The sequence below is a fragment of the uncultured Pelagimonas sp. genome (assembly GCF_947498515.1).
Lineage (GTDB): Bacteria > Pseudomonadota > Alphaproteobacteria > Rhodobacterales > Rhodobacteraceae > Pelagimonas.
In genome coordinates, this window is the sequence record NZ_CANMKO010000001.1 from 240,069 (window position 1) to 262,723 (window position 22,655).

Here is a 22,655-nt window from a genome sequence, read left to right on the forward strand (position 1 = left end):
TAAATATTGATGCGATGTAGCGTCAGAGCGACATATGTCGTGCGCGAGCACCGCGTTCGATGGCGGCGGCGTGAAGCCGGTCGATATTGAGCTCATAGCGGATTTCTTCGAGGAGACGCAGCTCGGGCTCTTGCAAAGTGCCATCCGCGGCGGCCACGTCACAGGCAAGCGCATAGGCGGTTTCGAACAAACGCTCGGGCAAGTCATTGCGAACCATTCCGAAAAGCGCGTCCAACCCGTCTTCTTGTCCAAATAGTTCGAACACCAAGACAGACATTTCGCGGACGCGATCCGCGTCGTAGTTGGCGAAAACCGGTAAGTTGTTCACAGCCGAATCGATTTTGACCAATTCTGCGGTTCGGACGTTCTCATCCGAGGCGGAAATGGCAATCATTACTGCAACAAGGCAGTCCTGTGGACTAAGAGGATGTGGGGCATCAGACATAAAACCGGCCTTTCAAATATGCGGCGTTGCAGCGCAATTTATTGACCTGAGGGCGCAGGGGCAATAGGAAGCGGTCCGCAACCCTCAATTCAGGAGAATCTGATGTCCGATCTGCGCGACGCGGCGATGAATACTAAGGCCTGGCCCTTTGAAGAAGCACGCCGTCTGCTCAAACGGTACGAAAAGAAGCCACCTGAAAAGGGCTACGTGTTGTTTGAAACCGGCTATGGGCCGTCTGGTTTGCCGCATATCGGCACCTTTGGTGAGGTCGCCCGGACGACCATGATCCGCCGTGCCTTTGAGGTGATCAGCGATATTCCGACGCGTTTGATTTGTTTCTCGGACGATTTGGATGGCATGCGCAAAGTGCCCGGCAACCTTCCCAACCAAGACATGTTGGCCGAAAACTTGCAAAAGCCGTTGACCCAAGTGCCCGATCCATTTGGCACCCATGACAGCTTTGGCGATCATAACAACGCCATGCTGCGTCGGTTCTTGGACACGTTTGGGTTTGAGTATGAATTCATCTCGGCCACCGAGTTTTACCAGAGCGGCCAGTTTGATGAGATTCTGCTGCGCGCCTGTGAACGTTATGATGACGTGATGAAAATCATGCTCAAATCGCTACGTGATGAGCGGGCCGCGACCTATTCGATCTTTTTGCCGATCCACCCGGAAACCGGGCGGGTTTTGTACGTGCCGATGAAAAACGTCGATGCGGCCAAAGGTGAGATCACCTTTGACGACGAAGATGGCAAGGAATGGACGCTTCCGGTGACCGGTGGCAACGTCAAGTTGCAATGGAAGCCGGACTTTGGCGCGCGCTGGGCGGCGCTTGGCGTTGATTTCGAAATGTATGGCAAGGACCACAGCACCAACACGCCAATTTATGACGGTATTTGTCGAGTGCTGGGCGTGAAGCCACCAGAGCATTTCACCTATGAGTTGTTCTTGGATGACAAGGGTCAGAAGATTTCGAAATCGTCCGGCAACGGGATTTCGATTGATGAATGGCTAACCTATGCCAGCACCGAAAGCCTCAGCTACTTTATGTACCAAAAGCCAAAAACGGCTAAGCGTATGTATTTTGACGTTATTCCAAAAGCGATGGACGAATACCATCAGCAGTTGCGTGCCTATCCGACCCAAGAGCTTAAGGCGCAGGTCAACAACCCGGTATGGCACATCCATAACGGGAATGTTCCCGAGTCAAAAATGGTTGTGCCGTTCTCGATGTTGCTGAACCTTGCTTCGGCCGCCGGTGCGGAAGACAAGGATGCGATGTGGGGCTTTATCCGTCGCTATGCGCCGGATGCGACGCCGGAAACCCATCCTGATCTGGATGCCGCTGCGGGCTTTGCAGTCAAGTACTATGAAGATTTTGTCAAACCTTCCAAGGTCTTCCGCGCCCCGGATGAGCAAGAGCGCAAGGCGATTGAGGACTTGGCAGAACGGCTTCGAAGCTATGACGGTGAGGTCAGTGACGAAGCCTTGCAAACCCTCGTTTTCGCGGTGGGCAAAGAGCATGAGTTCGACCCGCTGCGCAACTGGTTCAAAGCGTTGTACGAAGTGCTTCTTGGCCAAAGCCAAGGGCCGCGTTTTGGTGGGTTCATCGCGCTCTATGGCGTGACTGAAACCGTCGCTTTGATCGAAAAGGGTTTGGCGGGCGAACTGGGCTAATACCCGGCACCACCAACCCAATCGGTACAAAACACCGGCGAAATCGGACATATTTCCGGTTTCGCCTTTTTCATTTTGACCGTCATTTGCGCTCTGATTTGATCTGACGACCAAAAGGCCTAGCTTTTGGAGCAGATGAGGAGGAATTCAAATGCGCAGTTTAATCTTTGCTTTGACCTTGATGGGGATCGGTGGTGTGGCCGTCGGACAAGACACCCAAACCCGGAATCCAGGCATTGAAAACACCATTGAACAGCAAATCGAGGCCTTTCAGGTTGATGATTTTGCCAAGGCGTTTGAGTACGCCAGCCCGACTATTCAGGGTCTGTTTGGAACCTCTGAAAACTTTGGGGCAATGGTTCAGAACGGGTATCCGATGGTGTGGCGACCCAAGGATGTGCGCTTTGGAGAGCTCCGCCAAATCGAAGGAAACCTGTGGCAACAGGTGATTGTGATCGATCAAGCGGGACAGGTTTTTGCCCTTGATTACATGATGGTCGAGGTCAAAGGAGACTGGCGCATTGCCGCGGTTCAGATGATCCCGCCGCCCGAAGTGGCGGTTTAACCACCGCGTTGCGCGCAAGGCAGAAGCAGCGCGCGGTGCGGTTTCAGACCGTTAAGACCCCATTGATATTTCCCTTTCTCGATCGGGCCAGAGTGGCCTCTTGTGACGAAAGGGTACAGCATGAACAAGGCGATTACCGACGGCGTGGTCTTTATGCCTCCTGCATTTTCAGCGGGCAATCTGGGGCAATGGTCCCGTGGCGATGGGGTGCCGGGATCGGACACCTATGCAAGCTTGGCCACTGCGGCCTTTGTTCCGGCCGATCAGGATTTTGGCGGATGTCTTGAAATTGTCAAAACGGATGGCACTCAAAAGCTCCGCTTTATGGGGCGGACACCGATTTTGCCCGGCTGCTATTTGCGCGTCACCGCACGTGTCAAAGCCATTTCCGGCAGCTTGCCAAGCGTGCGGATCGCCGGTTGGGCGGGCGATGACAATGACGATGCGATTTCCGGGGTCACAACCCGCGGCGATAGCACGTCTTTGACGACCTACGGCGACGTTGTCGAAGTCAGCGCCATTGTCGGTGTTGGGTCGCGCAATGGCGTTGATATGGTTTGGGGCACCGAGGCCGAATATGGGCATTTCGGCATTGATTTGACCGGCTTGAACGGTGGTGTTGTCCGCGTGGATGACATCGTCATCGAAGACGTGACCAGCGTCTTTTTGCGCGACATGATGAATTGGGTCGATGTGCGTGACTTTGGCGCGATTGGCAACGGGTCAACCAACGACAGCGCCGCCTTTGAAGCGGCTGATCAGGCGGCGAATGGTCGTCGTATTCTGGTATCAAACGGCACGTATCGGTTGAATGACTCGGTGACTTTGGACAGCCGGGTGCAGTTCGAAGGTCAGGTAACGATGCCTGATGATGCGGTCTTGTCGCTGACCAAAGATTTCAGCCTGCCGACTTATATTGATGCGTTTGGGGGCGACGAGGAAACAGCCTTTAAGAAGGCGCTCCAGTCGTTGATGAACAACGCGGATCACGAAAGCCTTGATCTTGGCGGGCGTCGTGTGTCGGTTAGCGCCCCGATTGATGTGCAAGCGGCGGTTCCAAACCGGACAACCTATGCGCAACGCCGGGTGATCCGAAATGGTCAGCTGCGTGCCGAAAGCTCTGGCAATTGGGCCCCAACCGTTGTCACCAGCCAAGCCCGCTACACGGCAAGCAACCCGTGGCGTTTGACCAATGTGTCCAACATTGCCAACGTTCAGGTTGGATCATTGGTTGAAGCCAGTGATGGCGTCGGGCGCGAAATCTATGTGAAACAGGTCAATGTTGCAGCCCAGGAAATCACCCTGTCGCAACCTTTGTCGCGGGCGGAAGGCACGCAGAACTACACGTTCACCCGTTTCAAATATATGCTGGATTTCACCGGTTTTGATCGTCTGAACGTCTTTGAATTGGAAGGCATTGAATTCCAATGTGGCGAAGAGGCCTCTGGGATGATCTTGCCGCGCTTGGGCACGGTAAACGTTGTGCGCAACTGTGTGTTCAACCGTCCGGGCAATCGTGGGATCACGTCAATCGGTGATGGTTGTCAGGGTATCTTGATCGATCATTGTCAGTTCATCAGCTACGAAGGTGGTGCTGCTCCGCAAGACCGCCATACGGTTGCGATCAACGCCAACGCCAATGACGTGAAAATCCGTAATTGCCGGGCCTCGCAGTTCCGTCATTTCGCGGTGATCAGCGGTACGCATACGATCATCACCGGCAACCACTTTTTCCAAGGCGGTGGCGCGGGCGTCAATGGGTTGCGTACGGCGGGTATCGTCATTGCTGTTCGGGCTTGTAACGCGCAAATCAGCGGCAACTATATCGATAACTGCTTTATCGAATGGACCAACGAGCGTGAGCCAGAGCCGAACCATACGGGCGGATTCGGCTTTGCGGGCCTGTCGATCACCAACAACGTTATGCTGTGTTCCGAGGTGAGCCAGTGGTTCAGCTCGATTGTTTGGAAGCCATTTGGCACCGGGCACATCATCAATGGCTTGAACGTGAGCGGCAATACCTTCCGCTGTGTGGGTGGTACGATCTACCGGGCTGAACGCATTGATACGTCCGAGGGCGCGGTTCTGAAGGGGAGTATGAAGGCGATCTATTTCACCGGAAATACCTACCATAATATCGTGTCAGGTGCCGCCAACCCCTTGCTGATCAAGCATTCTCAAAACAGTGCTGAGCTGATTTGGGAAATTGAAACCGACAATCGCTTGCCGTTTGAGGGTTATGCCAAGGAAGTGGAGAGCATCGTCAGCCGATCACGTCCGCGCAATGCGGCCGGTGTGACACGCAATCACTTCCCCTATGCAAACGTAGAGCAAGGCGGGCAAAAGGATCGCATTCACGTGGTGTGGCCGGAAGACATGGAGGGCGATGTGACGCTCAACATCCGTATGGATAAATAAGCACTGGCCTAGGTGTTGATGCGGCCGGGTCCCTTTGGGGGCTCGGCCTTTTTTTGGCGCAGATTTTATGGGCAAAGATCATCGGGGGTGAGGACAAAGGCTTGGCCAAACCCGCCGTTCAAAAAGGCCCGTGTGACCGTCAGATGTAGGAACGAAAAATCGCCAAACCCGATATAGAGTTTTGCCTTGGGATAGAGCGATAGGTAATGGGCGGCGGTGTGCGCATGGGCAGGATCGCCGTGACGGATGAAGCTGGCTTTGCCTTGCAGGCTAAGTCGGGGATGAGTGAGCGGATCACCTTTGTCATCGGGTTCGCCAAGCATCAAAGCACAGGCCGGGTTGGATTTAAGCGCTTGAGTATGGGCGCTCAGGTCAGAGACCAAGGACAGAGGCAAGCCATCAAGGCCCGGCACACTGGCAATCCGCGTAACCATGGGCAGGCCATCACCATCAGTTACGGCCAAGGCCCCAAAGCGAGCCGATTGGATGAGATTACGGGCAAGGCTTCGGGCCTCGGCATCTGTGGGGCGGATGGGATAGGTCATAGGCAAATGCTAACGGCTTCGGATGCCCGCGACCATTAGAATTCGGTCCAAAACCCTAGTTTTATCCCCATCGACGAATCTCCGGTTAAACCATAAGTCGCGCCGGTTTCCAGTTTGATCCGCTTGTGGACAGGAAACACGACCGAGGGTGCGATACGCGCAAAAGCAGGGTCGCCATGTTGGACACCGGTTTGCAGTTGCATGATCAACTTGCGGTCTTTGGCAAGATTACGCCCCCAGGTGAAGTCAACTTTGTAGTCCGAAACGCCTGAATCCGCGCGCATTTCCATAAAGCTTTCGATACCCAGCCAGCCGTTCTTGAGGCCCCATCCAATTGAAAGGCCGGGCCGAACCACCCGGTCGCCGGAGATTTGCCCAAGGCCAAATTGCAGCGCGACTTTCGGGCCTGTGTCTTGATTTCGCAAAGGAAATTGAACGAATCCGATCGCTTTGCCGTCGCCCGAGACCGAATTTCCAAGGTCAAAACCAAGCGTGACCTTTTCGGTCAATCCGTATTCAAAATAGGCGGTGCGGTATTCATCGGTCGGGTCCATCGAGGCCCAGTGTTCAAGATTTTGCCGCCAGCCCAATCGCACCGACATGCTAAAAAAACTACTCCCTTTTTCGCGCGGCCAGGCACCGGCCTGAGCCAAAGAGGCGCAAAGACAAAACGCAATGGTGAAAAGGCAACGAAAAAGCATGGTCCCCATCCTGAATGAAGGTAAATTATGCCTTCACAATGGTTAAGACGCGATTAATCGCCCCAGGGGGCAGGGGTGGCTTTTACGTTTCTGCAGGTGCAAAGTGACCCTGAGGCACTTTTGGGGAAAGCTCATGCCAGGACATGTTATTACCGTTGCACAGCAAAAAGGCGGAAGTGGCAAAACCACCTTGGCCGCGCATTTGGCGCTGGGATTTCGCGAACAAGGAAAACGCGTCGCCTTGGTTGATCTTGATCCACAAGGCAGTCTGGGGCGTTGGTACATGACGCGGATGGAACGCGACCCCGAGTTGTGCAACAATTTGGATTTCACCACGTCCTCGGCTTGGGGGATTTCGTTGGAATGCCGCAAACTGGGGGCCAGCAATGACTTGGTCATCATCGACACCCCACCCAAAGCCGATAGCGATCTGCGCCCGGCGCTGCGGGTTGCTGATTTGGTGGTTGTGCCCGTCGCGGCAAGCCATGTTGACCTCTGGGCCACCGAAGGGGTGCTTGATTTGGCCAACCGTGAAAACCGCGACACGCTTTTGGTGATGAACCGCACCCGAACGGGCACGCGGTTGGGCACCGAAGTGGCCGCCGCCGCCCAAGAGCTTGGGGCCAATGTCGCCAAGTCCGGATTGGCCAACCGGGTTGGATTTGCCGAAACCATGGGGCAGGGGCGGGGCGTTACCGAAGCGGGCAAATCCCCGGCGCGCGACGAAGTGCTGAGCCTGACGGCAGAGGTGGCGGAGTTGCTGGCAACGCGTTAAAGGGTCTCTCAAAGGAGAGCCACCATGACCGATCTTGCCGAACTGGCCAACCTGATCCGCGCCGATTCCGCCGCGCGCGGTCAAACCGTCTCAAAGCTGGGTTATTTCTGTGCGCCGTTTCGCCCGGCGTCGGGGGCGTTTTCAGACAAGGTGATCAAGGTCTATCGCGGATTGTCCGACACCGGCGAACTGGACAGGCTCAAATCCTGTCATGACGACTATGTCCAAGCGATGTACGATTCCGGCGTGGGCCTTCCCGAAACCGATTTTCATTTGTTGGACTTGGATGGCATTCGCGTCCCGGTGATTGTGCAACAAGCACTTCCCGCCGATAGCATGATGCGCCCGCTGATGATGTCGCAGCCGCTTGATGACACTCTGGTGATGATGGAAGCGGCCGGTGATGTGATCTCGACCTTTTGGCATTGGGCGCAGACCTGTGAAAGTCGCATCGGCTTTCACCCGTCGATCCGCAATTTCGCCTATGTCGATGAGCGCGCGGTGTTCTTCGACACCTTCCCGCCGCTGATCCATTATTCACGCGATGAGATGGGCAAGATGCTTTTGACCTTTTCCGACAGCCGGTTGATGCGTGTTGTCGGACCGTTTTTCCAAAACAAAGTCACCGGCATCCAAGATGAATGGTATTCACCGCCCGAAACTCTGGTTGGGTTGGTTGGCTCGGCTTGCCGATTGCGCCCGGATGATGCACAGGCCTATCTGACGTGGGGGCGCGATTTTGCTCAGCGACGGATGCAACCTTGGCTAAATGAAACCATGGACGGTCTGCAGCGACCACCGCGCTTACCCGGATATTGGACTGGGTTTCGCAAGCTTTTGGGCCTTCAGGGTGAGCCTAACATCTGATCTGGATGCCACAAATTCCGTGCACGGAATTTACAAATTTCGTCGACGAAATTTGGTCGCGCGTGCGGTTAGTTCGGCGCGACGAGGGGCAAGCTGTGTTCAGTGAATTTGCGAGGGACAGTCTTGCCGTTGAAACTGTGAGTGCAACAAGGGCATTGCGGCGCGATGCGTTCAATAGTGATTGTCGGGTCGACAATGGCCAACAGACCTCCGCCGTCAACGAATAGTCCGTTGTAGTAACTGCTTTCACCTGTTCGAACCACGTCACGCCGATCTTCGGGATGCTCAGCCACCAGCCAAAAAATCGGCTCAGGTTTGTCCAATCTTGACACCGCTTCGGCGTAGACCGAGTCCCATGGCGTGCCTACTCGGGAGAGCAGAAACCGGAAGAGGGGCGTGTAATCTAGCCCGTGACGTTGCCCCGAATGCATCGAGCGTTGCGCGCCGGATTTGGTGCCACGCTCATCGGCGGCACGTAGACCGGACCCATGGTGCACCCCGTGGGTCCGGGTGTTGACTTTGCGATAGAGCGGGGATTTCTCCCCGCGCTGTCGGCTTTTAGACAATTTTGATACCGGCTTTTTCGATGTCGGCCAAGAACCCGGCCAGACCTTTGTCGGTCAGAACATGGTTTGCCATGGCTTTGATGACGGCGGGTGGTGCGGTGGCCACGTCAGCACCGATTTTGGCGCATTCGCTCATGTGGTTGGCGGTGCGGATCGATGCGGCAAGGATCTGGGTGTCAAAGCCGTAGTTGTCATAGATGGTGCGGATGTCTTCGATCAGTTCAAGACCATCGATGTTGATGTCATCCAAACGACCGATGAACGGCGAGATGAATGTCGCGCCGGCTTTGGCCGCCAAAAGCGCTTGGTTGGCCGAGAAGCACAGGGTCACGTTGACCATTTTGCCCTCATTCGACAGCACTTTACAGGCTTTCAACCCGTCCCAGGTCAGCGGCACTTTGACGGCGATGTTTTCCGCAATCTGAGCGAGCTTGCGGCCCTCGGCGATCATGGCATCGGCGTCAAGCGCGACAACCTCGGCGGACACCGGGCCGTCGACCATGTCACAAATCTCTTTGGTCACTTCAAGAATGTCGCGGCCAGATTTGGCAATCAGCGACGGGTTGGTGGTCACACCGTCCACCATACCAAGAGCGTTGAGCTCGGCGATGGCGTCGACTTCGGCGGTATCTACAAAGAATTTCATTGCGGGGGGCCCTCCAGGCGAAGCTTGGCAATTGATCGCCGGTGTCTTACCTCAGGAAGGGCGGCACAGGAAGCCTCATTGTCGGGTCAATGGTGGCGCTAACGGAATTTGGAGTGTGATGCAGGGTTTTTACGAGGAAAACGCGCTGGTCTCGGTACAGACCACGCAACCGCTTGATCGGTTGTTGGATTACCGTGCACCCGAGGGGGGCTGCCATCAGGGGGCCTTTGTCGAAGTGCCCCTTGGTCCGCGCAAGGTGATTGGCGTGGTGTGGGGGCCGGGGCAGGGCAATTTCGACTATTCCAAAATCCGGCAGGTCATTCGTGTGCTCGATGTTGCACCGATGCGTGAAGAAATGCGCGCGTTTTTGGAGCGTTGCGGCGCGTATACGTTGACCCCGATGAATGCGATGCTACGGCTGGCGACCCGCGCGCCGGGGCTTGGCGATCCGCCCTCGATGCAAAAAGTGTACCGTCTGGGCGAGGGGGAGCCACCGCGCATGACCGATGCGCGTCGTCGTGTGCTTGATGCTTGCGGCGAGATGGGCGGCTTGTCTTTGACCATCAAAGAGCTGGCTGAGGCCGCCGGGGTGACCACATCCGTGGTCAAAGGATTGGTGAAATCCGGTGCTGTCCGCGAAGAGCAAACACCGCGCGACACGGGATTCCCGATCTTGGACCCGGAACACGGCGGCAAAGAGCTTACCGCTGATCAGCAAACCGCGGCCGAAGCCTTGCAACAGGGGCAGGCATCGCACGCCTACAACACGGTGTTGTTGAAGGGGGTGACCGGCTCGGGCAAGACCGAGGTCTATCTTGAGGCGGTGGCAGAGGCGTTGCGGCAGGGGCGTCAGGCGCTTGTCTTGTTGCCGGAAATCGCCTTGACGGCGGAGTTCCTAACCCGGATCGAAGCGCGCTTTGGCGCGAAACCCGCCGAATGGCATTCCGGTGTGACCATGACCGAACGTCGCCGGGTGTGGCGGATGGTGGCGCAGGGACATGCGCAGGTTGTTGTTGGGGCGCGATCGGCGCTGTTCTTGCCGTTCCAACGGCTTGGCCTTGTCGTCGTCGATGAGGAGCACGACACGTCCTACAAACAGGACGACGGGGTGTTGTACAATGCCCGCGACATGGCGGTGTTGCGCGCCTCAATCCTTGGGGCGCAGGTTGTTTTGGCCTCAGCCACGCCGAGCCTTGAAAGCTGGAACAATGCCGAGGCGGGGAAATACAAACGGGTGATTTTGAGCTCGCGTTATGGGCCAGCTGTTTTGCCTGAGATGCGCACTATTGATATGCGACGCGAAGACTTGCCGTCGAACCGCTGGATATCTCCGAGTTTACAGCGGGCAGTTGCCACGCGGATTGAGCGTAAGGAGCAATCCCTGTTGTTCCTCAACCGCCGTGGATATGCGCCGGTGACGCTATGTCGGGCCTGTGGCCAGCAGATTGGCTGTGACGATTGTGATGCGCGGATGGTTGAGCACCGGTTTTTGAAACGTCTGGTGTGTCACCAATGTGGTGAAACCAAACCGATGCCCGACAAATGCCCGTCTTGCGAGGCCGAAGACCGGCTGGCCCCTGTTGGCCCCGGAGTCGAGCGATTGGCAGAAGAGGCCCAAGAGCTTTTCCCCGAGGCCCGGATCGCGGTTTTGTCGTCGGACCTTTATGGCACTGCGCGTGAGCTAAAAGGCCAGATCGAGGCGATTGCGGCCGGGGCGGCGGATATTATCATCGGCACACAGCTTGTGGCCAAGGGGCATAACTTTCCCTTGCTGACGTTGGTCGGGGTGATTGATTCTGATTTGGGCTTGCAAGGGTCAGATTTGCGCGCAGCAGAGCGGACCTTTCAATTGATGCGGCAGGTGGCAGGGCGTGCGGGTCGGGCGGAAAAGCCCGGCACGGCGCTTTTGCAGACCTTTCAACCCGAACATCCGGTGATCCGCGCGATTTTGGCCGGGGATGAAGAGGCGTTTTGGAAAGCGGAACTTGATGAACGCCGGGCAGCGACCATGCCACCATTTGGCCGATTGGCGGGGATCATTTTGTCGGGAGAAGACCCGGCTAAGGTGTTTGACCTCGGCAATCATCTGGCCCGCAACGATGCGCCCTTGCGACGGGTTGGGGCAACGATATATGGGCCGGCCCCCGCGCCAATTGCCCGCGTTCGGGGGCGGCACCGGGTTCGGATGTTGGTCAAGGCCCCAAAGGATGTGATGTTGCAACGTGCGCTGGCGGAATGGGCGGGGCAGGTGCAGCTCAAGGGCGACTTGCGGCTATCAATCGATATTGACCCGCAAAGCTTCTTTTGACGCGGCGTTTCGCGGCCGGTGCGGGCGATGCCCGCCCACGATATACAGCGTTCAGGCCACGCAGGCCTTGGGGGCGAACCCCCAAACCCCGTTTCCCTTGCGGCAATCGGGGCGTCGAGGTCACAAAGGGCGTACAAACGGATAGGGTATCTTGTTTGTGGCACCCGGCGGCTCTACATCAGCGGACATGAGACGCTGGATCCCATTTTTGAAAAATCACCCTGAGGTGGCCGTTGTGCGCCTGCAGGGGGCAATTGGCGCATCAGGTCGTGGCAGCCTGAGCGACCGTTCCGTGGCAAGCCTTTTGGAGAAAGCGTTCAAACGCAAACCCGATGCGGTGGCGTTGGAAATAAATTCCCCCGGTGGGTCACCGGTGCAAAGCGCCTTGATCGGCGCGCGTATTCGCAGGTTGGCCGAGGAAAACGACGTGCCTGTGTTCGCCTTTGTCGAAGATGTGGCGGCGTCGGGGGGCTATTGGCTGGCCTCTGCAGCAGATGAAATTATCGCCGATAGTTGTTCGATCCTTGGGTCAATTGGGGTGATTTCATCGGGCTTTGGCGCGCATGTTTTTCTGCAACGTCAAGGGTTTGAGCGGCGTGTTCACACGGCGGGTAAATCCAAAAGCATGATGGACCCGTTCAAGCCCGAGACCGAAGAAGATGTCGCGCGTTTGAACAAGTTGCTTGGTGAGTTGCATGAACAATTCATCGCTCAGGTGCGCGAGCGCCGGGGCGACAAGCTTGCCGATAATCCGGATTTGTTCACCGGCGAGGTCTGGATCGGCCAATCGGCTGTGGAACAAGGCTTGGCCGACGGAGTCGGGCATTTGGTGCCGACGATGAAAGACCGCTTTGGTGACAAGGTGCAATTGCGCCGGTTGGAACAGAAAAAACCGCTATTGCCGCGCATTGGCATTCAGGCGATGCAAGGCGCGATCACAGAAGTTGAGGAACGCGCCTTGTTTGCGCGGTTTGGTCTTTAACGTGCTGGTCAAGATTGTCTCAATCTTTTTGGTGTTTATTGCCATTCTCGCCATGTTCGGACGTCTGCGATTTCCCGGGCAGGACCGGTTGAAATCGGCGAAATGCCCCCGCTGCGGGCGCTTTAAGATTGGTCGTGGTCCGTGTGACTGCGGCAAGGGAAAGGGCTGACATGGTCTTTGTCTATGCGGTTTTAGGGTTGCTGATCCTGCTGTTGGCTGGGGACGCGCTTGTCAAAGGTGCGGTCAACCTAAGTTTGCGGGTCGGTATTCCGGCGCTCATCGTCAGCCTGACGATTGTGGCTTTTGGCACCTCTGCGCCCGAACTGTTGATTTCGGTTCAGGCGGCATTAGAGGGCGTGCCCGGTATTGCGCTGGGCAATGTGATTGGCTCCAATACCGCAAATGTCCTTTTGGTTCTGGGGGTGCCCGCCCTCATTACGGTGATGCACACCAGCCAATGTGACACCCGCAAGAGCTATCTTTTGATGATGGCCTCGACGGTTTTGTTCATAGCGCTGGCGTTTCGCGGCGTCTTTGACTGGATCGCCGGCTTGGTCTTGTTGACCGTTTTGACACTGATCCTTGGTGACGCGATCCGCGACGCGCTAAAACATCGCCGCGAAGGCAAATGCGACGAAGAGCTTGAAGAACCCGAAGGCGCGGACCCTGAAATGCGCTGGTGGAAGATTTGTTTGTTCTTGGCGCTGGGCTTGATTGGTTTGCCACTTGGTGCCGATCTTTTGGTGGATAGCGCGACAGAGATCGCCGAAATGTTCGGGGTGCCCGATACGGTGATTGGCTTGACCCTTGTGGCGCTTGGTACGTCCTTGCCAGAGCTGGCGACGACTGTCATGGCGGCCATCCGGAAACAGGCGGACGTGGCCATCGGCAACGTGATTGGCTCGAACATGTTCAACCTTTTGGCGATTATTGGCGTGGCCTCGTTCATCGCACCTATGCCGGTCGATCCGAACCTGTTGCGCTTTGACATCTGGGTCATGCTTGCGTCGTCTGTATTGTTGATCCCGTTTGTGATCTTCAAACTGGATTTGAACCGCATCTGGGGCGCTATTCTCACGTCGCTCTATGTGGGCTATATTCTGCTTGTCCTGACCTAAGGAGACGCAAATGCAGGCATTGGTAACCGGTGCTGGGCGGCGATTGGGCCGGGCGATGGCGCTGTATCTGGCGGGCCGTGGCTTTGATGTTGCGGTGCACTATGCGGGGTCTGAGGTCGCCGCTCTGGACACAGTTGCCGAGATCCAAGCTTTTGGGCGGCGGGCCGTGGCACTGCAGGCCGATCTGTTGGTCGAAGCCGAGATGCAGACCCTGGTTTCGCGCGCTTGTGAGGCGTTGGGCGGGCCGTTGACCGTGTTGGTTAACAATGCGTCGGTTTTTGAATACGACAATATACATACCGCAGATCGGGCTAGCTGGGACCGCCATTTAGAGAGCAACCTGCGCGCGCCGTTTGTGTTGATCCAGACGTTTGAGCAGCAAGTGCCCGAGCCTTTTCTGGATGACATGGGGGAACCGGTCGCGGGCGGTTTGGTGGTCAATATGCTTGACCAGCGGGTGCGCAAGCTCACTCCGGAGTTCATGAGCTACACCCTTGCCAAGATGGGGCTTTGGGCGCTAACCCAGACCTCAGCCCAAGCGCTGGCCCCGCGGGTGCGGGTGAATGCCATCGGACCGGGGCCGACGTTGCAAGGGGCCCGACAAAGCGCGGAGCACTTTGACAATCAGCGCGCCAATACGGTTTTGAAACGTGGGTCGAACCCCTCTGATATTACCGCCGCCTTGGGGTATTTTCTGGACGCGCCGGGTGTCACCGGGCAGTTGCTTTGTACCGACGGTGGTCAGCACCTTGGGTGGCAAACACCGGACATTCAGGGCGTCGAATGACATAGCCGAGTTGCAAGTTTTGCACTGGTCACACGCGTGTTACGAAAGCGTTACAAATTTCTTAATGTAGTCAATGACTTGACCAGATAAAAGAAATTACTTATTTAAAAACAAAGCGTTAACAATTTGCCTAAAAAATAGGCAGGTGTCAAAAAACCCCCAAAAACAACGGAAATTTGCGTATACACAGAATTCACCTACAGACTTATCCACAGAAACGGTGGATGTATTAACGCTTGAATCAAAGCGCTTTGCATTGCAGCCAAAGAATGGAATCATCCAGCATTGATACGGGGCGCAAGGCTCTGCGAGAAAACGGGAAAAACATGCAAAACGGGTACGAGATTATTCAGTCCTATTTGAAGACCTTGGACAGCTCGCCCGGGGTGTACCGGATGCTCGATGATCAGTCTCGTGTGCTCTATGTTGGCAAGGCGCGCAACCTACGGGCGCGGGTGTCGAACTACTCGAGACCAACCGGCCATTCCCGCCGGATCGAGCGGATGATCTCGGAAACCAAGACGATGATGTTCTTGACCACTCGGACCGAGACCGAGGCGCTTTTGCTTGAACAAAACCTGATCAAGCAGCTGAAACCCAAGTTCAACGTGTTGCTGCGTGACGACAAAAGCTTTCCCAATATCGTGGTGACGGATCACGAATACCCGATGATCAAGAAACACCGCGGGGCCAAGAAAGAGAGCGGGCAGTATTTTGGCCCCTTTGCCAGCGCCGGGGCGGTGAACAGGGTGTTGAACCAGTTGCAGCGCGGCTTTCAGCTTCGCAATTGTACGGATGCGATGTTTTCGACCCGCACGCGGCCTTGTCTGCAATATCAAATCAAACGCTGTACCGCGCCCTGCGTCGGCAAGATCACACCGGAAGAATACAATGCCAGCGTCAAGGATGCGGCGCGGTTCTTGCAGGGCAAGTCAACGGAAATTCAGGAGACCCTTGCGGCGCAGATGCAAGAAGCCTCAGACGAGATGGAGTTTGAGCGCGCGGCGGCGCTTCGTGATCGGATTAAGGCGCTGACGCAGGTGCAGACGGCGCAGGGGATCAACCCGCGCACCGTGCCCGAGGCAGATGTCATTGCGCTTCATCTGGAAAAGGGACAGGCCTGTGTGCAGGTGTTTTTCATCCGGGCCAACCAGAACTGGGGCAACAAGGATTTCTATCCGCGTGTCGGCGAAGACGTGGAACCCGCCGAAATCCTCGAAGCCTTTATGGGCCAGTTTTACGATCAAAAAGACCCAGCGCGGCTTATCCTATTGAACCATGGCATCGACAATGAGGATCTGATGCAAGAGGCGCTAAGTGGCAAGCTAGGCCGTAAGGTTGAGATCGCGGTGCCGCAGCGGGGGGAAAAGGCCGAGTTGGTGGATGGGGCGGCGCGCAATGCCCGCGAAAGCCTTGCGCGCAAGATGTCGGAAACCGCAACACAGGCCAAGCTTTTGCGCGGAGTGGCCGAAGCCTTTGGGTTGGACGGCCCGCCGCAGCGCATCGAGGTTTACGACAACAGCCACATCCAAGGGACCAATGCGGTTGGCGGCATGATTGTCGCCGGACCGGACGGGTTCATGAAAAACCAATACCGCAAGTTCAACATCAAGGGCGAAGACTTGGTGCCGGGTGATGACTTTGGCATGATGAAAGAGGTGCTGACCCGCCGATTTACACGCCTATTGAAAGAAGACCCGGACCGCAGCAAGGGCCTTTGGCCGGACCTGTTGTTGATTGACGGCGGGGCCGGTCAGGTGTCGGCGGTCGCTGAAATTCAGCGTGAATACAATGTCGAAGATGTGCCGATGGTTGGGGTCGCCAAGGGCGTTGATCGTGACCATGGTAAGGAAGAGTTCCACCGGGTGGGAACGCGGCCCTTTGCGCTTCGACACAATGATCCGATCCTGTACTTTGTACAACGCATGCGCGATGAGGCGCACCGCTTTGCCATTGGGACCCATAGGGCCAAACGCGCCAAGGCGCAGCTTGCCAATCCGTTGGATGAAGTCCCCGGTGTCGGAGCGGCGCGCAAACGGGCTTTGTTGGCGCATTTTGGATCGGCCAAGGCGGTGACGCGGGCCAATCTGACGGATTTGAAGGCTGTGGATGGGGTTAGCGAGGCGCTGGCCGAAAAGATTTACGACTTCTTTCACGAGAAAGGGTAGGGGGCGCTGCCCCCGTCTGCGGTGCAGACTCCCCCGGGATATTTGGGGAAGGAAGAAGCGTGCCGGGGTCTTAGAGGAGCGTCGAGAGAATGGTGCGCGGCGCGTCGGGAATGGGTGTTGGTTTGCTGGATTGATTGACCAGAACCTGAGCGAAAAACCCTTGGGCCGCAGGTGTTGGTGCGCCGTTGCGAAACAGGCCAATATCCATGCGGTAAGAGCTATTGCCGAGATGACCAAGCCGGAGACCGGCCTCGAGTTGATCTGGGAAACCGATTTCCTCAAAATAGTGACAGCCATTTTCGACGACAAGAAAACGCAGTGCCTCGGGGCCACGAATGGCGAGGCCATTTTGGAGCTGCCACAAGCTTAACGCTGTATCAAACAGCGACATATAGGTGGCGTTGTTCATATGACCGTATTCGTCATTGTCTGCCCAGCGGGTCTGAAGCGGGACAAAGGCGCGAAACGCGTCGCGCGGCAACGGGGTGGGTCGGCTCATCCGCGACGGAGAAGGTTAAAGGCCGCAGATGCGCCCCAGCCCGCGGCGATCGCGATGGCCAAGGACATCAACCCGTATAGAAGCGGTTGTTGGCGCGACATGGTGTAAAGCCAGCGTTCCAGTCCAACCTTGCGCACGTCAATTTCGGTTTCATAAACAGAAATGACCTCTTTGTTGCGGGTCAGGAATACGCGGGTTTTATAGGCCCCTTCGGTCAGATTAGCCGGCAGAGCGATGGCGGTGTCGAAGAGGGTTTGTTCCCGCAGGTTCACCTCAAAATCGCGCTGTTGGTATTTGAGTTCAGAAGTGCGGATTCGAGTCAGAGCCTCAGTAAAGCGCTGGGGGTCATCGGCGGCAACACCAACGGCGCGAATGGCGCGTTCGACGGAAATTTTGTAGCGCAGGTCTTCGACTTCGCTAATGACGACGGGCCATTCTTGCGAAGTGGCGACGGCATAAAAGCTTGGTGCGCTGTCGATCTCGACGGCCTCGGTGTTGACCCAGATACCAAAGCGGCGGTCTTTCTTGCGAACGGTGATGGGCTGGGATGGTCCTGCGACGGTGATGATCACATGAAGCGGTTCTTCTGGGATCGCCTCTTCGCGTTTGACTGCACCATAGATCAGGATTTCGGACCCGTCGAAATCGGCGGAGATGGCGATCTCATCTTTGCTGAGGCCAAGAACGACTTCTTCGGCCCAGACTGGAAGCGAGATTAGAAGCAAAAGGGCAAGCAGGATGCGCATCAGTGACCACCTGCTGCGCCGAGGCTGAACAGCTCGCTAGGCATAATCAAAAGATCGAGCGCCAGTTTTAGGCAAACACCCAGAACCATCAGCGCCAAGAGGATGCGTAATTGTTCGGCCTTGAGTTTGGCCCCGATTACAGCACCAAATTGCGCACCGATGACACCGCCAACCAGCAAGAGAACCGCGAGAACGATATCAACGGTAAAGTTTGTCGTGGCGTGCAGTAGGGTGGTGAACGCGGTTACAAAGATGATCTGGAACAGCGATGTACCCACAACCACTTTGGTTGGCATTCCCAATAGGTAGATCATCGCCGGAACCATGATAAAGCCACCGCCAACACCCATGATCGCGGCCAGAATACCAACGCACACGCCAACGATCAGCGGCGGAATAACCGAGATATACAGACCCGAGGTGCGAAACCGCATCTTGAAGGGCAGCCCGTGAATCCAGTTGTGTTTCTTGCGCTTAGGAACCACGCCCGCTTTGGTTTTGCGGATGGCGTTCAGGCTTTCGATGAACATCAGCCCGCCGATGATGCCAAGGAAGACAACATAGCAAAGCTTGACCAGCAAATCGACTTGGCCGACGCTTTTGAGGTAGTTGAAGACCACAACACCCAGTGCTGCCCCGGCGAGACCGCCAATGAGCAGCACCGTGCCCATTCGGAGATCGACCGTCTTTCGCCTGAAATGCGCGAGCACGCCAGAAAACGACGAGGCGACGATTTGGTTGGCTTCTGTGGCAACGGCAACCGCGGGCGGAATGCCGATAAAGAACAAAAGCGGGGTCATCAAAAACCCGCCCCCGACGCCGAACATGCCCGAGAGTACACCCACGAGCCCGCCCAGCCCCAAAAGGAGGAACGCATTGACCGATACTTCGGCGATAGGAAGGTAGACCTGCATATTCTTTCCTAGCGTCATCGGTGGGATTTTTGCAAGTGCAGCGACGAGGGTTTACCGTTGGACTTACAAAACGATCACAACTGGACCGGAAAATGCTCAAGTATTGAGACTTGAGATTGAAATGCTGTCCAAGCGCGTTGTTGTTGATAGCCAAAGTTGCACTATGGGACGCGGCGCACCGTGTGAAATCCGGACTCACGAAAAAGAACCCCCGCAAAAGCGGTTTGCTTTGCGGGGGGTGGATTTTGGCGGTGGCGAGCGTGTTTAACGCTCTTTGACGTAGGGCTCGCCTCCGGCACGGGGGGGGATGGCTTTGCCAACAAACCCAGCAAGGATCACAACGGTTAGAATGTAGGGCAGGGCCTCCATCATCTGAACCGGGATGACAACGCCGCCCAAGTCAATGTTCTGGAACCGCAAGGCGACCGCCTGAAGGAAGCCAAACAGAAGGCAGGCCATCAAGGCATACCAAGGACGCCATTTCGCAAAGATCAGAGCCGCCAAGGCGATATAGCCACGACCGGCGGTCATTTCCTTGACGAACCCGGCCTGAAGCGAGGTGGCAAGATACGCTCCGGCGATCCCACACAGCACGCCACAGATCATCACCGCCGCATAACGCAGCCCGATGACCGAGACGCCCGCGGTGTCAACGGCATCAGGGGCCTCGCCCACAGCGCGAAGGCGCAGGCCAAAACGGGTGCGGAACAACACGAACCACGTGATCGGCACCATCAGGAAGGCGATATAGGCAAGGGCCGAATTGCCCGAGATCAGGTCCGAGTAGATCGGCCCAAGCAGGGGAACATCGCGCAAGGCGTCGGCAAAGGGCAGGGTGATTTCTTGGAACCGCTGCTCTTCTGGGATGGTTGGCGTGCGCCCGCCTTGTTTGAACCAGCTTTGGGCAATCAAGACGGTGAGACCGGAGGCAAGGAAGTTCAGAGCCACCCCGGAGATGAGCTGATTGCCACGAAAGGTGATCGAGGCAAGACCGTGGATGAGGGAGAGCGCCAGCGATGCAGCGATCCCGGCCAAGAGGCCAATCCAGACATTGCCGGTCGTAAAGGTGATCGCCGCCGAGAAGAACGCGGAAATCAGCATCTTGCCCTCAAGCCCGATGTCGAAAATACCGGCGCGTTCGCTAAACAACCCGGCCAAACAGGCCAACAAGAGCGGTGTCGACAGGCGGATTGAGCTATCGAGCACTTGGACAATGGTATCGATATCCATCATGCGTCTCCCTTACGGATGCTCAGGAACAGTTTTTCAAGCGGCATGCGCACCATATTATCGAGCGCCCCGGTGAACAGGATCACCAGCGCCTGAATCACGATGATCAGCTGTTGTGGAATGTTGGTCCAAAAGGCCAGTTCCGAACCGCCCTGATACATGAAGCCAAACAGCAGCGCCGCCAAGAGGATGCCAACCGGATGTGACCGGCCCATCAAGGCCACCGCGATGCCGATAAACCCGGCCCCTTCGGTGGCGTTGAGAACCAGACGCTCGGCCTCGCCCATGGTGGTGTTCAGCGCCATCATGCCCGCCAATCCGCCGGAGATCAGCATCGAGACGATGGTGATTTTGACCGGCGAGATACCGGCGTATTTGGCACCGGTTTCCGAATGACCAAAGGCGCGGATTTCATAGCCCAAACGGGTGCGCCAGATCAGGAAGTAAACCGCGACACAGGCCGCCAGCGCCACGAAAAACGTCACATTGGCCGGGGCGTTGCGGAACATCACCGTGTCAGCGGTCGAAAACATGCTTTGGAAGGTCGGCAGGAACGTTGCCTCTGGGAATTTGGCAGTGGCCGGGTCCATCGAGCCTTGGGGGCGCAACACGTTGACTAGAATGTAGTTCAGCAGTGAAAAGGCGATAAAGTTGAACATGATCGTGGTGATAACGATGTGGCTGCCGCGTTTGGCCTGAAGATAGGCCGGGATATAGGCCCAAGCCGCGCCGAACAGCGCCGAAATCGCCGCCGCGCCAAAGAGCGCTAGCGTCCAATGCGGCCACGGCACATAGAGACAGACCAGCGCCACGCCAAGACCACCCATCATCGCCTGACCCTCTCCACCGATGTTGAACATGCGGGCGTGAAAGGCCACGGCAACCGCCAGCCCGGTAAAGATAAAGTTGGTGGCGTAATAGAGCGTATAGCCGATCCCGCGCGAGGTGCTGAGCGCCTCTTTGACCATGATCCTAAAGGCCTCGACCGGGTTTTCCCCGATGGCGAGGATGACCAGCGCCGAAATCGCCGCGGCCAAGAGGATCGAGATCAGGGGAACAAGGACCGCATCGGCCCAGGCGGGCATCTTATCCATTGGTCAGCTCCTTGGTATTGGTAACGCCGGCCATGAGTAGGCCCAGTTCGGTCTGATCGGTTTCGGACGGTAAGCGTTCGCCCATGATCTGGCCGTCAAACATCACCGCGATCCGATCAGACAGCGACATGATTTCATCAAGCTCGACCGAGACCAGCAAGATCGCCTTGCCCGCATCGCGCAGTTGCACAATCTGTTGGTGGATGAATTCGATCGCGCCGATATCAACGCCGCGCGTCGGTTGGCCGATCAACAGCAGGTCGGGGTTGCGTTCGATTTCCCGCGCCAGAACAATTTTCTGTTGGTTGCCGCCAGAGAAGTCTTTGGCGTTGAGCCATGGGTGCGGCGGGCGCACGTCAAAACGGTCCATTTTGGCTTGGGCTTCGGCTTTGATCGCCTTGTTATCCATCAAAAAACCACCGCCGGTTTCCGGGCCGCGGTGATAGCCGAACACCATGTTTTCCCAAGCGGAATAATCGAGGATCAGCCCTTCGTGGTGGCGGTCTTCGGGAACGTGGCCGATGCCACGGGCGCGGCGCGATTGACCATCGGAATGCTTGCCAGTTAGGTCCAGCTCTTCGCCATTCATGCGGATGTTGCCGGTGGCGTAGCCATAGCCGCCCAAGACGCGCATCAATTCCGATTGACCGTTGCCGGATACCCCGGCGATGCCGACGATCTCACCGGCGCGCACATTGAGCGAAATGCCTTTGAGGCGTTCCACCCCGGCCTCGTCGATATGGCGGAGATTCTCGACCTCAAGCACCGGCTTGCCGGGTTTGGCGGGGACTTTGTCGACCCGTAGCAACACCTTGCGGCCCACCATCAGCTCGGCAAGCTCTTCTGGGCTGGTTTCAGATGTCTTGACGGTCGCAGTCATTTCGCCGCGCCGCATCACCGACACCGTATCGGTGATCTCCATGATTTCACGCAGTTTATGGGTGATCAGGATGATCGTCTTACCCTCTTTGCGAAGGCCTTCGAGAATGCGGAACAGGTGATCGGCCTCGGCCGGGGTCAACACCCCGGTGGGTTCATCCAAAATCAGAATGTCCGCTTCGCGATAGAGCGCCTTGAGGATCTCAACCCGCTGTTGGTGACCAACAGAGAGGTCTTCGATCAAGGCATCTGGATCGACCTGAAGCTCGTATTCCTCGGCCAGATGCTTGAGAACACCGCGCGCCTTGCGCAAGCTCGGCTGGAGCATCGGGCCATCTTCGGCCCCAAGGATGACGTTTTCCAGAACCGAGAAGTTTTGCACCAGTTTAAAGTGCTGAAACACCATGCCAATCCCGGCGGCAATCGCGGCCTGACTGTCTGGGATTTCGGTCTCTTTTCCATTGATGAAAATCTCGCCGCTGTCGGCTTTGTAAAACCCGTACAGGATCGACATCAGCGTGGATTTCCCAGCGCCGTTTTCACCGATGATCCCATGGATCGTGCCCGGCATCACCCGGATCGAGATATCCTTGTTGGCCTGAACAGGGCCAAAGGCTTTGGATATGCCTTTAAGTTCGATGGCTGCGGTTTCGGTCATCCGTCCTCCACGAGAGCATGTCTTTGTTTGTCGCCGAAGGGGCCAAAGCCCGGTGGCGTTTTTT

Annotated in this window: 21 protein-coding genes; 10 read left to right on the forward strand and 11 right to left on the reverse strand. The window is 56.6% G+C overall.

Annotated elements, in window-relative coordinates:
- Positions 1-22: 22 nt before the first annotated feature.
- On the reverse strand, positions 23-445 hold the full coding sequence (locus tag Q1A43_RS01295) for a tellurite resistance TerB family protein (RefSeq protein WP_299929377.1): 423 nt from the start codon (positions 443-445) through the stop codon (positions 23-25).
- A 102-nt stretch (positions 446-547) separates the two neighbouring features.
- On the opposite strand from Q1A43_RS01295, the gene Q1A43_RS01300 reads away from it, so the two are divergent.
- The 3 genes from Q1A43_RS01300 to Q1A43_RS01310 all read left to right on the forward strand — a co-directional run bounded on the left by Q1A43_RS01300 (position 548) and on the right by Q1A43_RS01310 (position 5,108).
- Positions 548-2,125: a lysine--tRNA ligase gene (locus Q1A43_RS01300; RefSeq protein ID WP_299929380.1), complete on the forward strand. Its 1,578-nt coding sequence runs from the start codon at positions 548-550 to the stop codon at positions 2,123-2,125.
- A gap of 151 nt (positions 2,126-2,276) precedes the next feature.
- The gene (locus tag Q1A43_RS01305) at positions 2,277-2,690 is read left to right on the forward strand and encodes a DUF4864 domain-containing protein (protein ID WP_299931844.1); all 414 of its coding nucleotides are present in this window, start codon (positions 2,277-2,279) and stop codon (positions 2,688-2,690) included.
- A 120-nt stretch (positions 2,691-2,810) separates the two neighbouring features.
- Positions 2,811-5,108: a glycosyl hydrolase family 28-related protein gene (locus Q1A43_RS01310; protein WP_299931846.1), complete on the forward strand. Its 2,298-nt coding sequence runs from the start codon at positions 2,811-2,813 to the stop codon at positions 5,106-5,108.
- A 65-nt stretch (positions 5,109-5,173) separates the two neighbouring features.
- Here Q1A43_RS01310 and Q1A43_RS01315 read toward each other — a convergent pair whose 3' ends face one another.
- Together Q1A43_RS01315 and Q1A43_RS01320 are read right to left on the reverse strand one after the other, a co-directional pair.
- Positions 5,174-5,653: a HugZ family protein gene (locus Q1A43_RS01315; protein WP_299931848.1), complete on the reverse strand. Its 480-nt coding sequence runs from the start codon at positions 5,651-5,653 to the stop codon at positions 5,174-5,176.
- 35 nt (positions 5,654-5,688) lie between these two features.
- A complete protein-coding gene (locus Q1A43_RS01320) occupies positions 5,689-6,354 on the reverse strand; it encodes a hypothetical protein (protein WP_299929391.1) in 666 nt (221 codons plus the stop codon).
- A 133-nt stretch (positions 6,355-6,487) separates the two neighbouring features.
- Between Q1A43_RS01320 and parA the strand changes: the two genes are divergently transcribed.
- Together parA and Q1A43_RS01330 are read left to right on the forward strand one after the other, a co-directional pair.
- Positions 6,488-7,129 carry a ParA family partition ATPase gene (gene parA / locus Q1A43_RS01325; RefSeq protein WP_299931850.1) on the forward strand — a complete coding sequence of 214 codons (642 nt, stop codon included), beginning with the start codon at positions 6,488-6,490 and terminating at the stop codon, positions 7,127-7,129.
- A gap of 24 nt (positions 7,130-7,153) precedes the next feature.
- Entirely contained in the window at positions 7,154-7,996 is an 843-nt protein-coding gene (locus Q1A43_RS01330) for a DUF6206 family protein (protein WP_299931851.1), read from the forward strand.
- Positions 7,997-8,064: 68 nt separating this feature from the next.
- On the opposite strand, the gene Q1A43_RS01335 is transcribed toward Q1A43_RS01330, so the two are convergent.
- Together Q1A43_RS01335 and fsa are read right to left on the reverse strand one after the other, a co-directional pair.
- Complete coding sequence (locus tag Q1A43_RS01335) at positions 8,065-8,562, reverse strand: hypothetical protein (RefSeq protein ID WP_299931852.1); 498 nt, start codon at positions 8,560-8,562, stop codon at positions 8,065-8,067.
- The gene (gene fsa, locus Q1A43_RS01340; RefSeq protein WP_299931853.1) at positions 8,555-9,208 is read right to left on the reverse strand and encodes a fructose-6-phosphate aldolase; all 654 of its coding nucleotides are present in this window, start codon (positions 9,206-9,208) and stop codon (positions 8,555-8,557) included. The genes Q1A43_RS01335 and fsa overlap by 8 nt, the downstream gene beginning before the upstream one ends.
- Before the next feature lie 118 nt (positions 9,209-9,326).
- Between fsa and Q1A43_RS01345 the strand changes: the two genes are divergently transcribed.
- From Q1A43_RS01345 to uvrC, 5 genes are all read left to right on the forward strand, one after another.
- Entirely contained in the window at positions 9,327-11,516 is a 2,190-nt protein-coding gene (locus Q1A43_RS01345; protein ID WP_299931855.1) for a primosomal protein N', read from the forward strand.
- Positions 11,517-11,703: 187 nt separating this feature from the next.
- Positions 11,704-12,498, forward strand: a complete 795-nt coding sequence (locus Q1A43_RS01350; protein ID WP_299929409.1) for a S49 family peptidase — start codon at positions 11,704-11,706, stop codon at positions 12,496-12,498.
- Positions 12,499-12,668: 170 nt separating this feature from the next.
- Positions 12,669-13,616: a calcium/sodium antiporter gene (locus Q1A43_RS01355; RefSeq protein ID WP_299929412.1), complete on the forward strand. Its 948-nt coding sequence runs from the start codon at positions 12,669-12,671 to the stop codon at positions 13,614-13,616.
- Between the two features lie 10 nt (positions 13,617-13,626).
- The gene (locus Q1A43_RS01360) at positions 13,627-14,403 is read left to right on the forward strand and encodes an SDR family oxidoreductase (RefSeq protein WP_299931857.1); all 777 of its coding nucleotides are present in this window, start codon (positions 13,627-13,629) and stop codon (positions 14,401-14,403) included.
- A gap of 326 nt (positions 14,404-14,729) precedes the next feature.
- Positions 14,730-16,571 carry an excinuclease ABC subunit UvrC gene (gene uvrC / locus Q1A43_RS01365; RefSeq protein ID WP_299932518.1) on the forward strand — a complete coding sequence of 614 codons (1,842 nt, stop codon included), beginning with the start codon at positions 14,730-14,732 and terminating at the stop codon, positions 16,569-16,571.
- A gap of 70 nt (positions 16,572-16,641) precedes the next feature.
- On the opposite strand, the gene Q1A43_RS01370 is transcribed toward uvrC, so the two are convergent.
- From Q1A43_RS01370 to Q1A43_RS01395, 6 genes are all read right to left on the reverse strand, one after another.
- On the reverse strand, positions 16,642-17,070 hold the full coding sequence (locus tag Q1A43_RS01370; RefSeq protein ID WP_299931859.1) for a thioesterase family protein: 429 nt from the start codon (positions 17,068-17,070) through the stop codon (positions 16,642-16,644).
- Positions 17,067-17,819 (reverse strand): TIGR02186 family protein, encoded by a 753-nt coding sequence (locus Q1A43_RS01375; protein ID WP_299929511.1) that lies wholly within the window; start codon positions 17,817-17,819, stop codon positions 17,067-17,069. Before Q1A43_RS01375 ends, Q1A43_RS01370 begins: the two co-directional genes overlap by 4 nt.
- Positions 17,816-18,730 (reverse strand): sulfite exporter TauE/SafE family protein, encoded by a 915-nt coding sequence (locus Q1A43_RS01380; RefSeq protein WP_299929421.1) that lies wholly within the window; start codon positions 18,728-18,730, stop codon positions 17,816-17,818. Before Q1A43_RS01380 ends, Q1A43_RS01375 begins: the two co-directional genes overlap by 4 nt.
- Positions 18,731-18,994: 264 nt before the next feature.
- Positions 18,995-19,960 carry an ABC transporter permease gene (locus Q1A43_RS01385; protein ID WP_299929513.1) on the reverse strand — a complete coding sequence of 322 codons (966 nt, stop codon included), beginning with the start codon at positions 19,958-19,960 and terminating at the stop codon, positions 18,995-18,997.
- The gene (locus Q1A43_RS01390) at positions 19,960-21,054 is read right to left on the reverse strand and encodes an ABC transporter permease (RefSeq protein WP_299929424.1); all 1,095 of its coding nucleotides are present in this window, start codon (positions 21,052-21,054) and stop codon (positions 19,960-19,962) included. Before Q1A43_RS01390 ends, Q1A43_RS01385 begins: the two co-directional genes overlap by 1 nt.
- Positions 21,047-22,591 carry an ABC transporter ATP-binding protein gene (locus Q1A43_RS01395; protein WP_299931861.1) on the reverse strand — a complete coding sequence of 515 codons (1,545 nt, stop codon included), beginning with the start codon at positions 22,589-22,591 and terminating at the stop codon, positions 21,047-21,049. The genes Q1A43_RS01390 and Q1A43_RS01395 overlap by 8 nt, the downstream gene beginning before the upstream one ends.
- Between the last annotated feature and the right edge of the window lie 64 nt (positions 22,592-22,655).

Excerpts from the sequence above, each read along its gene's own strand:
- Q1A43_RS01380 (WP_299929421.1), bottom strand. The coding sequence starts at position 18,730 with ATGCAGGTCTACCTTCCTATCGCCGAAGTATCGGTCAATGCGTTCCTC.
- Q1A43_RS01390 (WP_299929424.1), bottom strand. The coding sequence starts at position 21,054 with ATGGATAAGATGCCCGCCTGGGCCGATGCGGTCCTTGTTCCCCTGATC.
- parA (WP_299931850.1), top strand. The coding sequence starts at position 6,488 with ATGCCAGGACATGTTATTACCGTTGCACAGCAAAAAGGCGGAAGTGGC.
- Q1A43_RS01395 (WP_299931861.1), bottom strand. The coding sequence starts at position 22,591 with ATGACCGAAACCGCAGCCATCGAACTTAAAGGCATATCCAAAGCCTTT.
- Q1A43_RS01295 (WP_299929377.1), bottom strand. The coding sequence starts at position 445 with ATGTCTGATGCCCCACATCCTCTTAGTCCACAGGACTGCCTTGTTGCA.
- Q1A43_RS01305 (WP_299931844.1), top strand. The coding sequence starts at position 2,277 with ATGCGCAGTTTAATCTTTGCTTTGACCTTGATGGGGATCGGTGGTGTG.
- Q1A43_RS01310 (WP_299931846.1), top strand. The coding sequence starts at position 2,811 with ATGAACAAGGCGATTACCGACGGCGTGGTCTTTATGCCTCCTGCATTT.
- uvrC (WP_299932518.1), top strand. The coding sequence starts at position 14,730 with ATGCAAAACGGGTACGAGATTATTCAGTCCTATTTGAAGACCTTGGAC.
- Q1A43_RS01385 (WP_299929513.1), bottom strand. The coding sequence starts at position 19,960 with ATGGATATCGATACCATTGTCCAAGTGCTCGATAGCTCAATCCGCCTG.
- Q1A43_RS01300 (WP_299929380.1), top strand. The coding sequence starts at position 548 with ATGTCCGATCTGCGCGACGCGGCGATGAATACTAAGGCCTGGCCCTTT.
- fsa (WP_299931853.1), bottom strand. The coding sequence starts at position 9,208 with ATGAAATTCTTTGTAGATACCGCCGAAGTCGACGCCATCGCCGAGCTC.
- Q1A43_RS01315 (WP_299931848.1), bottom strand. The coding sequence starts at position 5,653 with ATGACCTATCCCATCCGCCCCACAGATGCCGAGGCCCGAAGCCTTGCC.
- Q1A43_RS01345 (WP_299931855.1), top strand. The coding sequence starts at position 9,327 with ATGCAGGGTTTTTACGAGGAAAACGCGCTGGTCTCGGTACAGACCACG.
- Q1A43_RS01320 (WP_299929391.1), bottom strand. The coding sequence starts at position 6,354 with ATGCTTTTTCGTTGCCTTTTCACCATTGCGTTTTGTCTTTGCGCCTCT.
- Q1A43_RS01350 (WP_299929409.1), top strand. The coding sequence starts at position 11,704 with ATGAGACGCTGGATCCCATTTTTGAAAAATCACCCTGAGGTGGCCGTT.
- Q1A43_RS01330 (WP_299931851.1), top strand. The coding sequence starts at position 7,154 with ATGACCGATCTTGCCGAACTGGCCAACCTGATCCGCGCCGATTCCGCC.
- Q1A43_RS01355 (WP_299929412.1), top strand. The coding sequence starts at position 12,669 with ATGGTCTTTGTCTATGCGGTTTTAGGGTTGCTGATCCTGCTGTTGGCT.
- Q1A43_RS01360 (WP_299931857.1), top strand. The coding sequence starts at position 13,627 with ATGCAGGCATTGGTAACCGGTGCTGGGCGGCGATTGGGCCGGGCGATG.
- Q1A43_RS01370 (WP_299931859.1), bottom strand. The coding sequence starts at position 17,070 with ATGAGCCGACCCACCCCGTTGCCGCGCGACGCGTTTCGCGCCTTTGTC.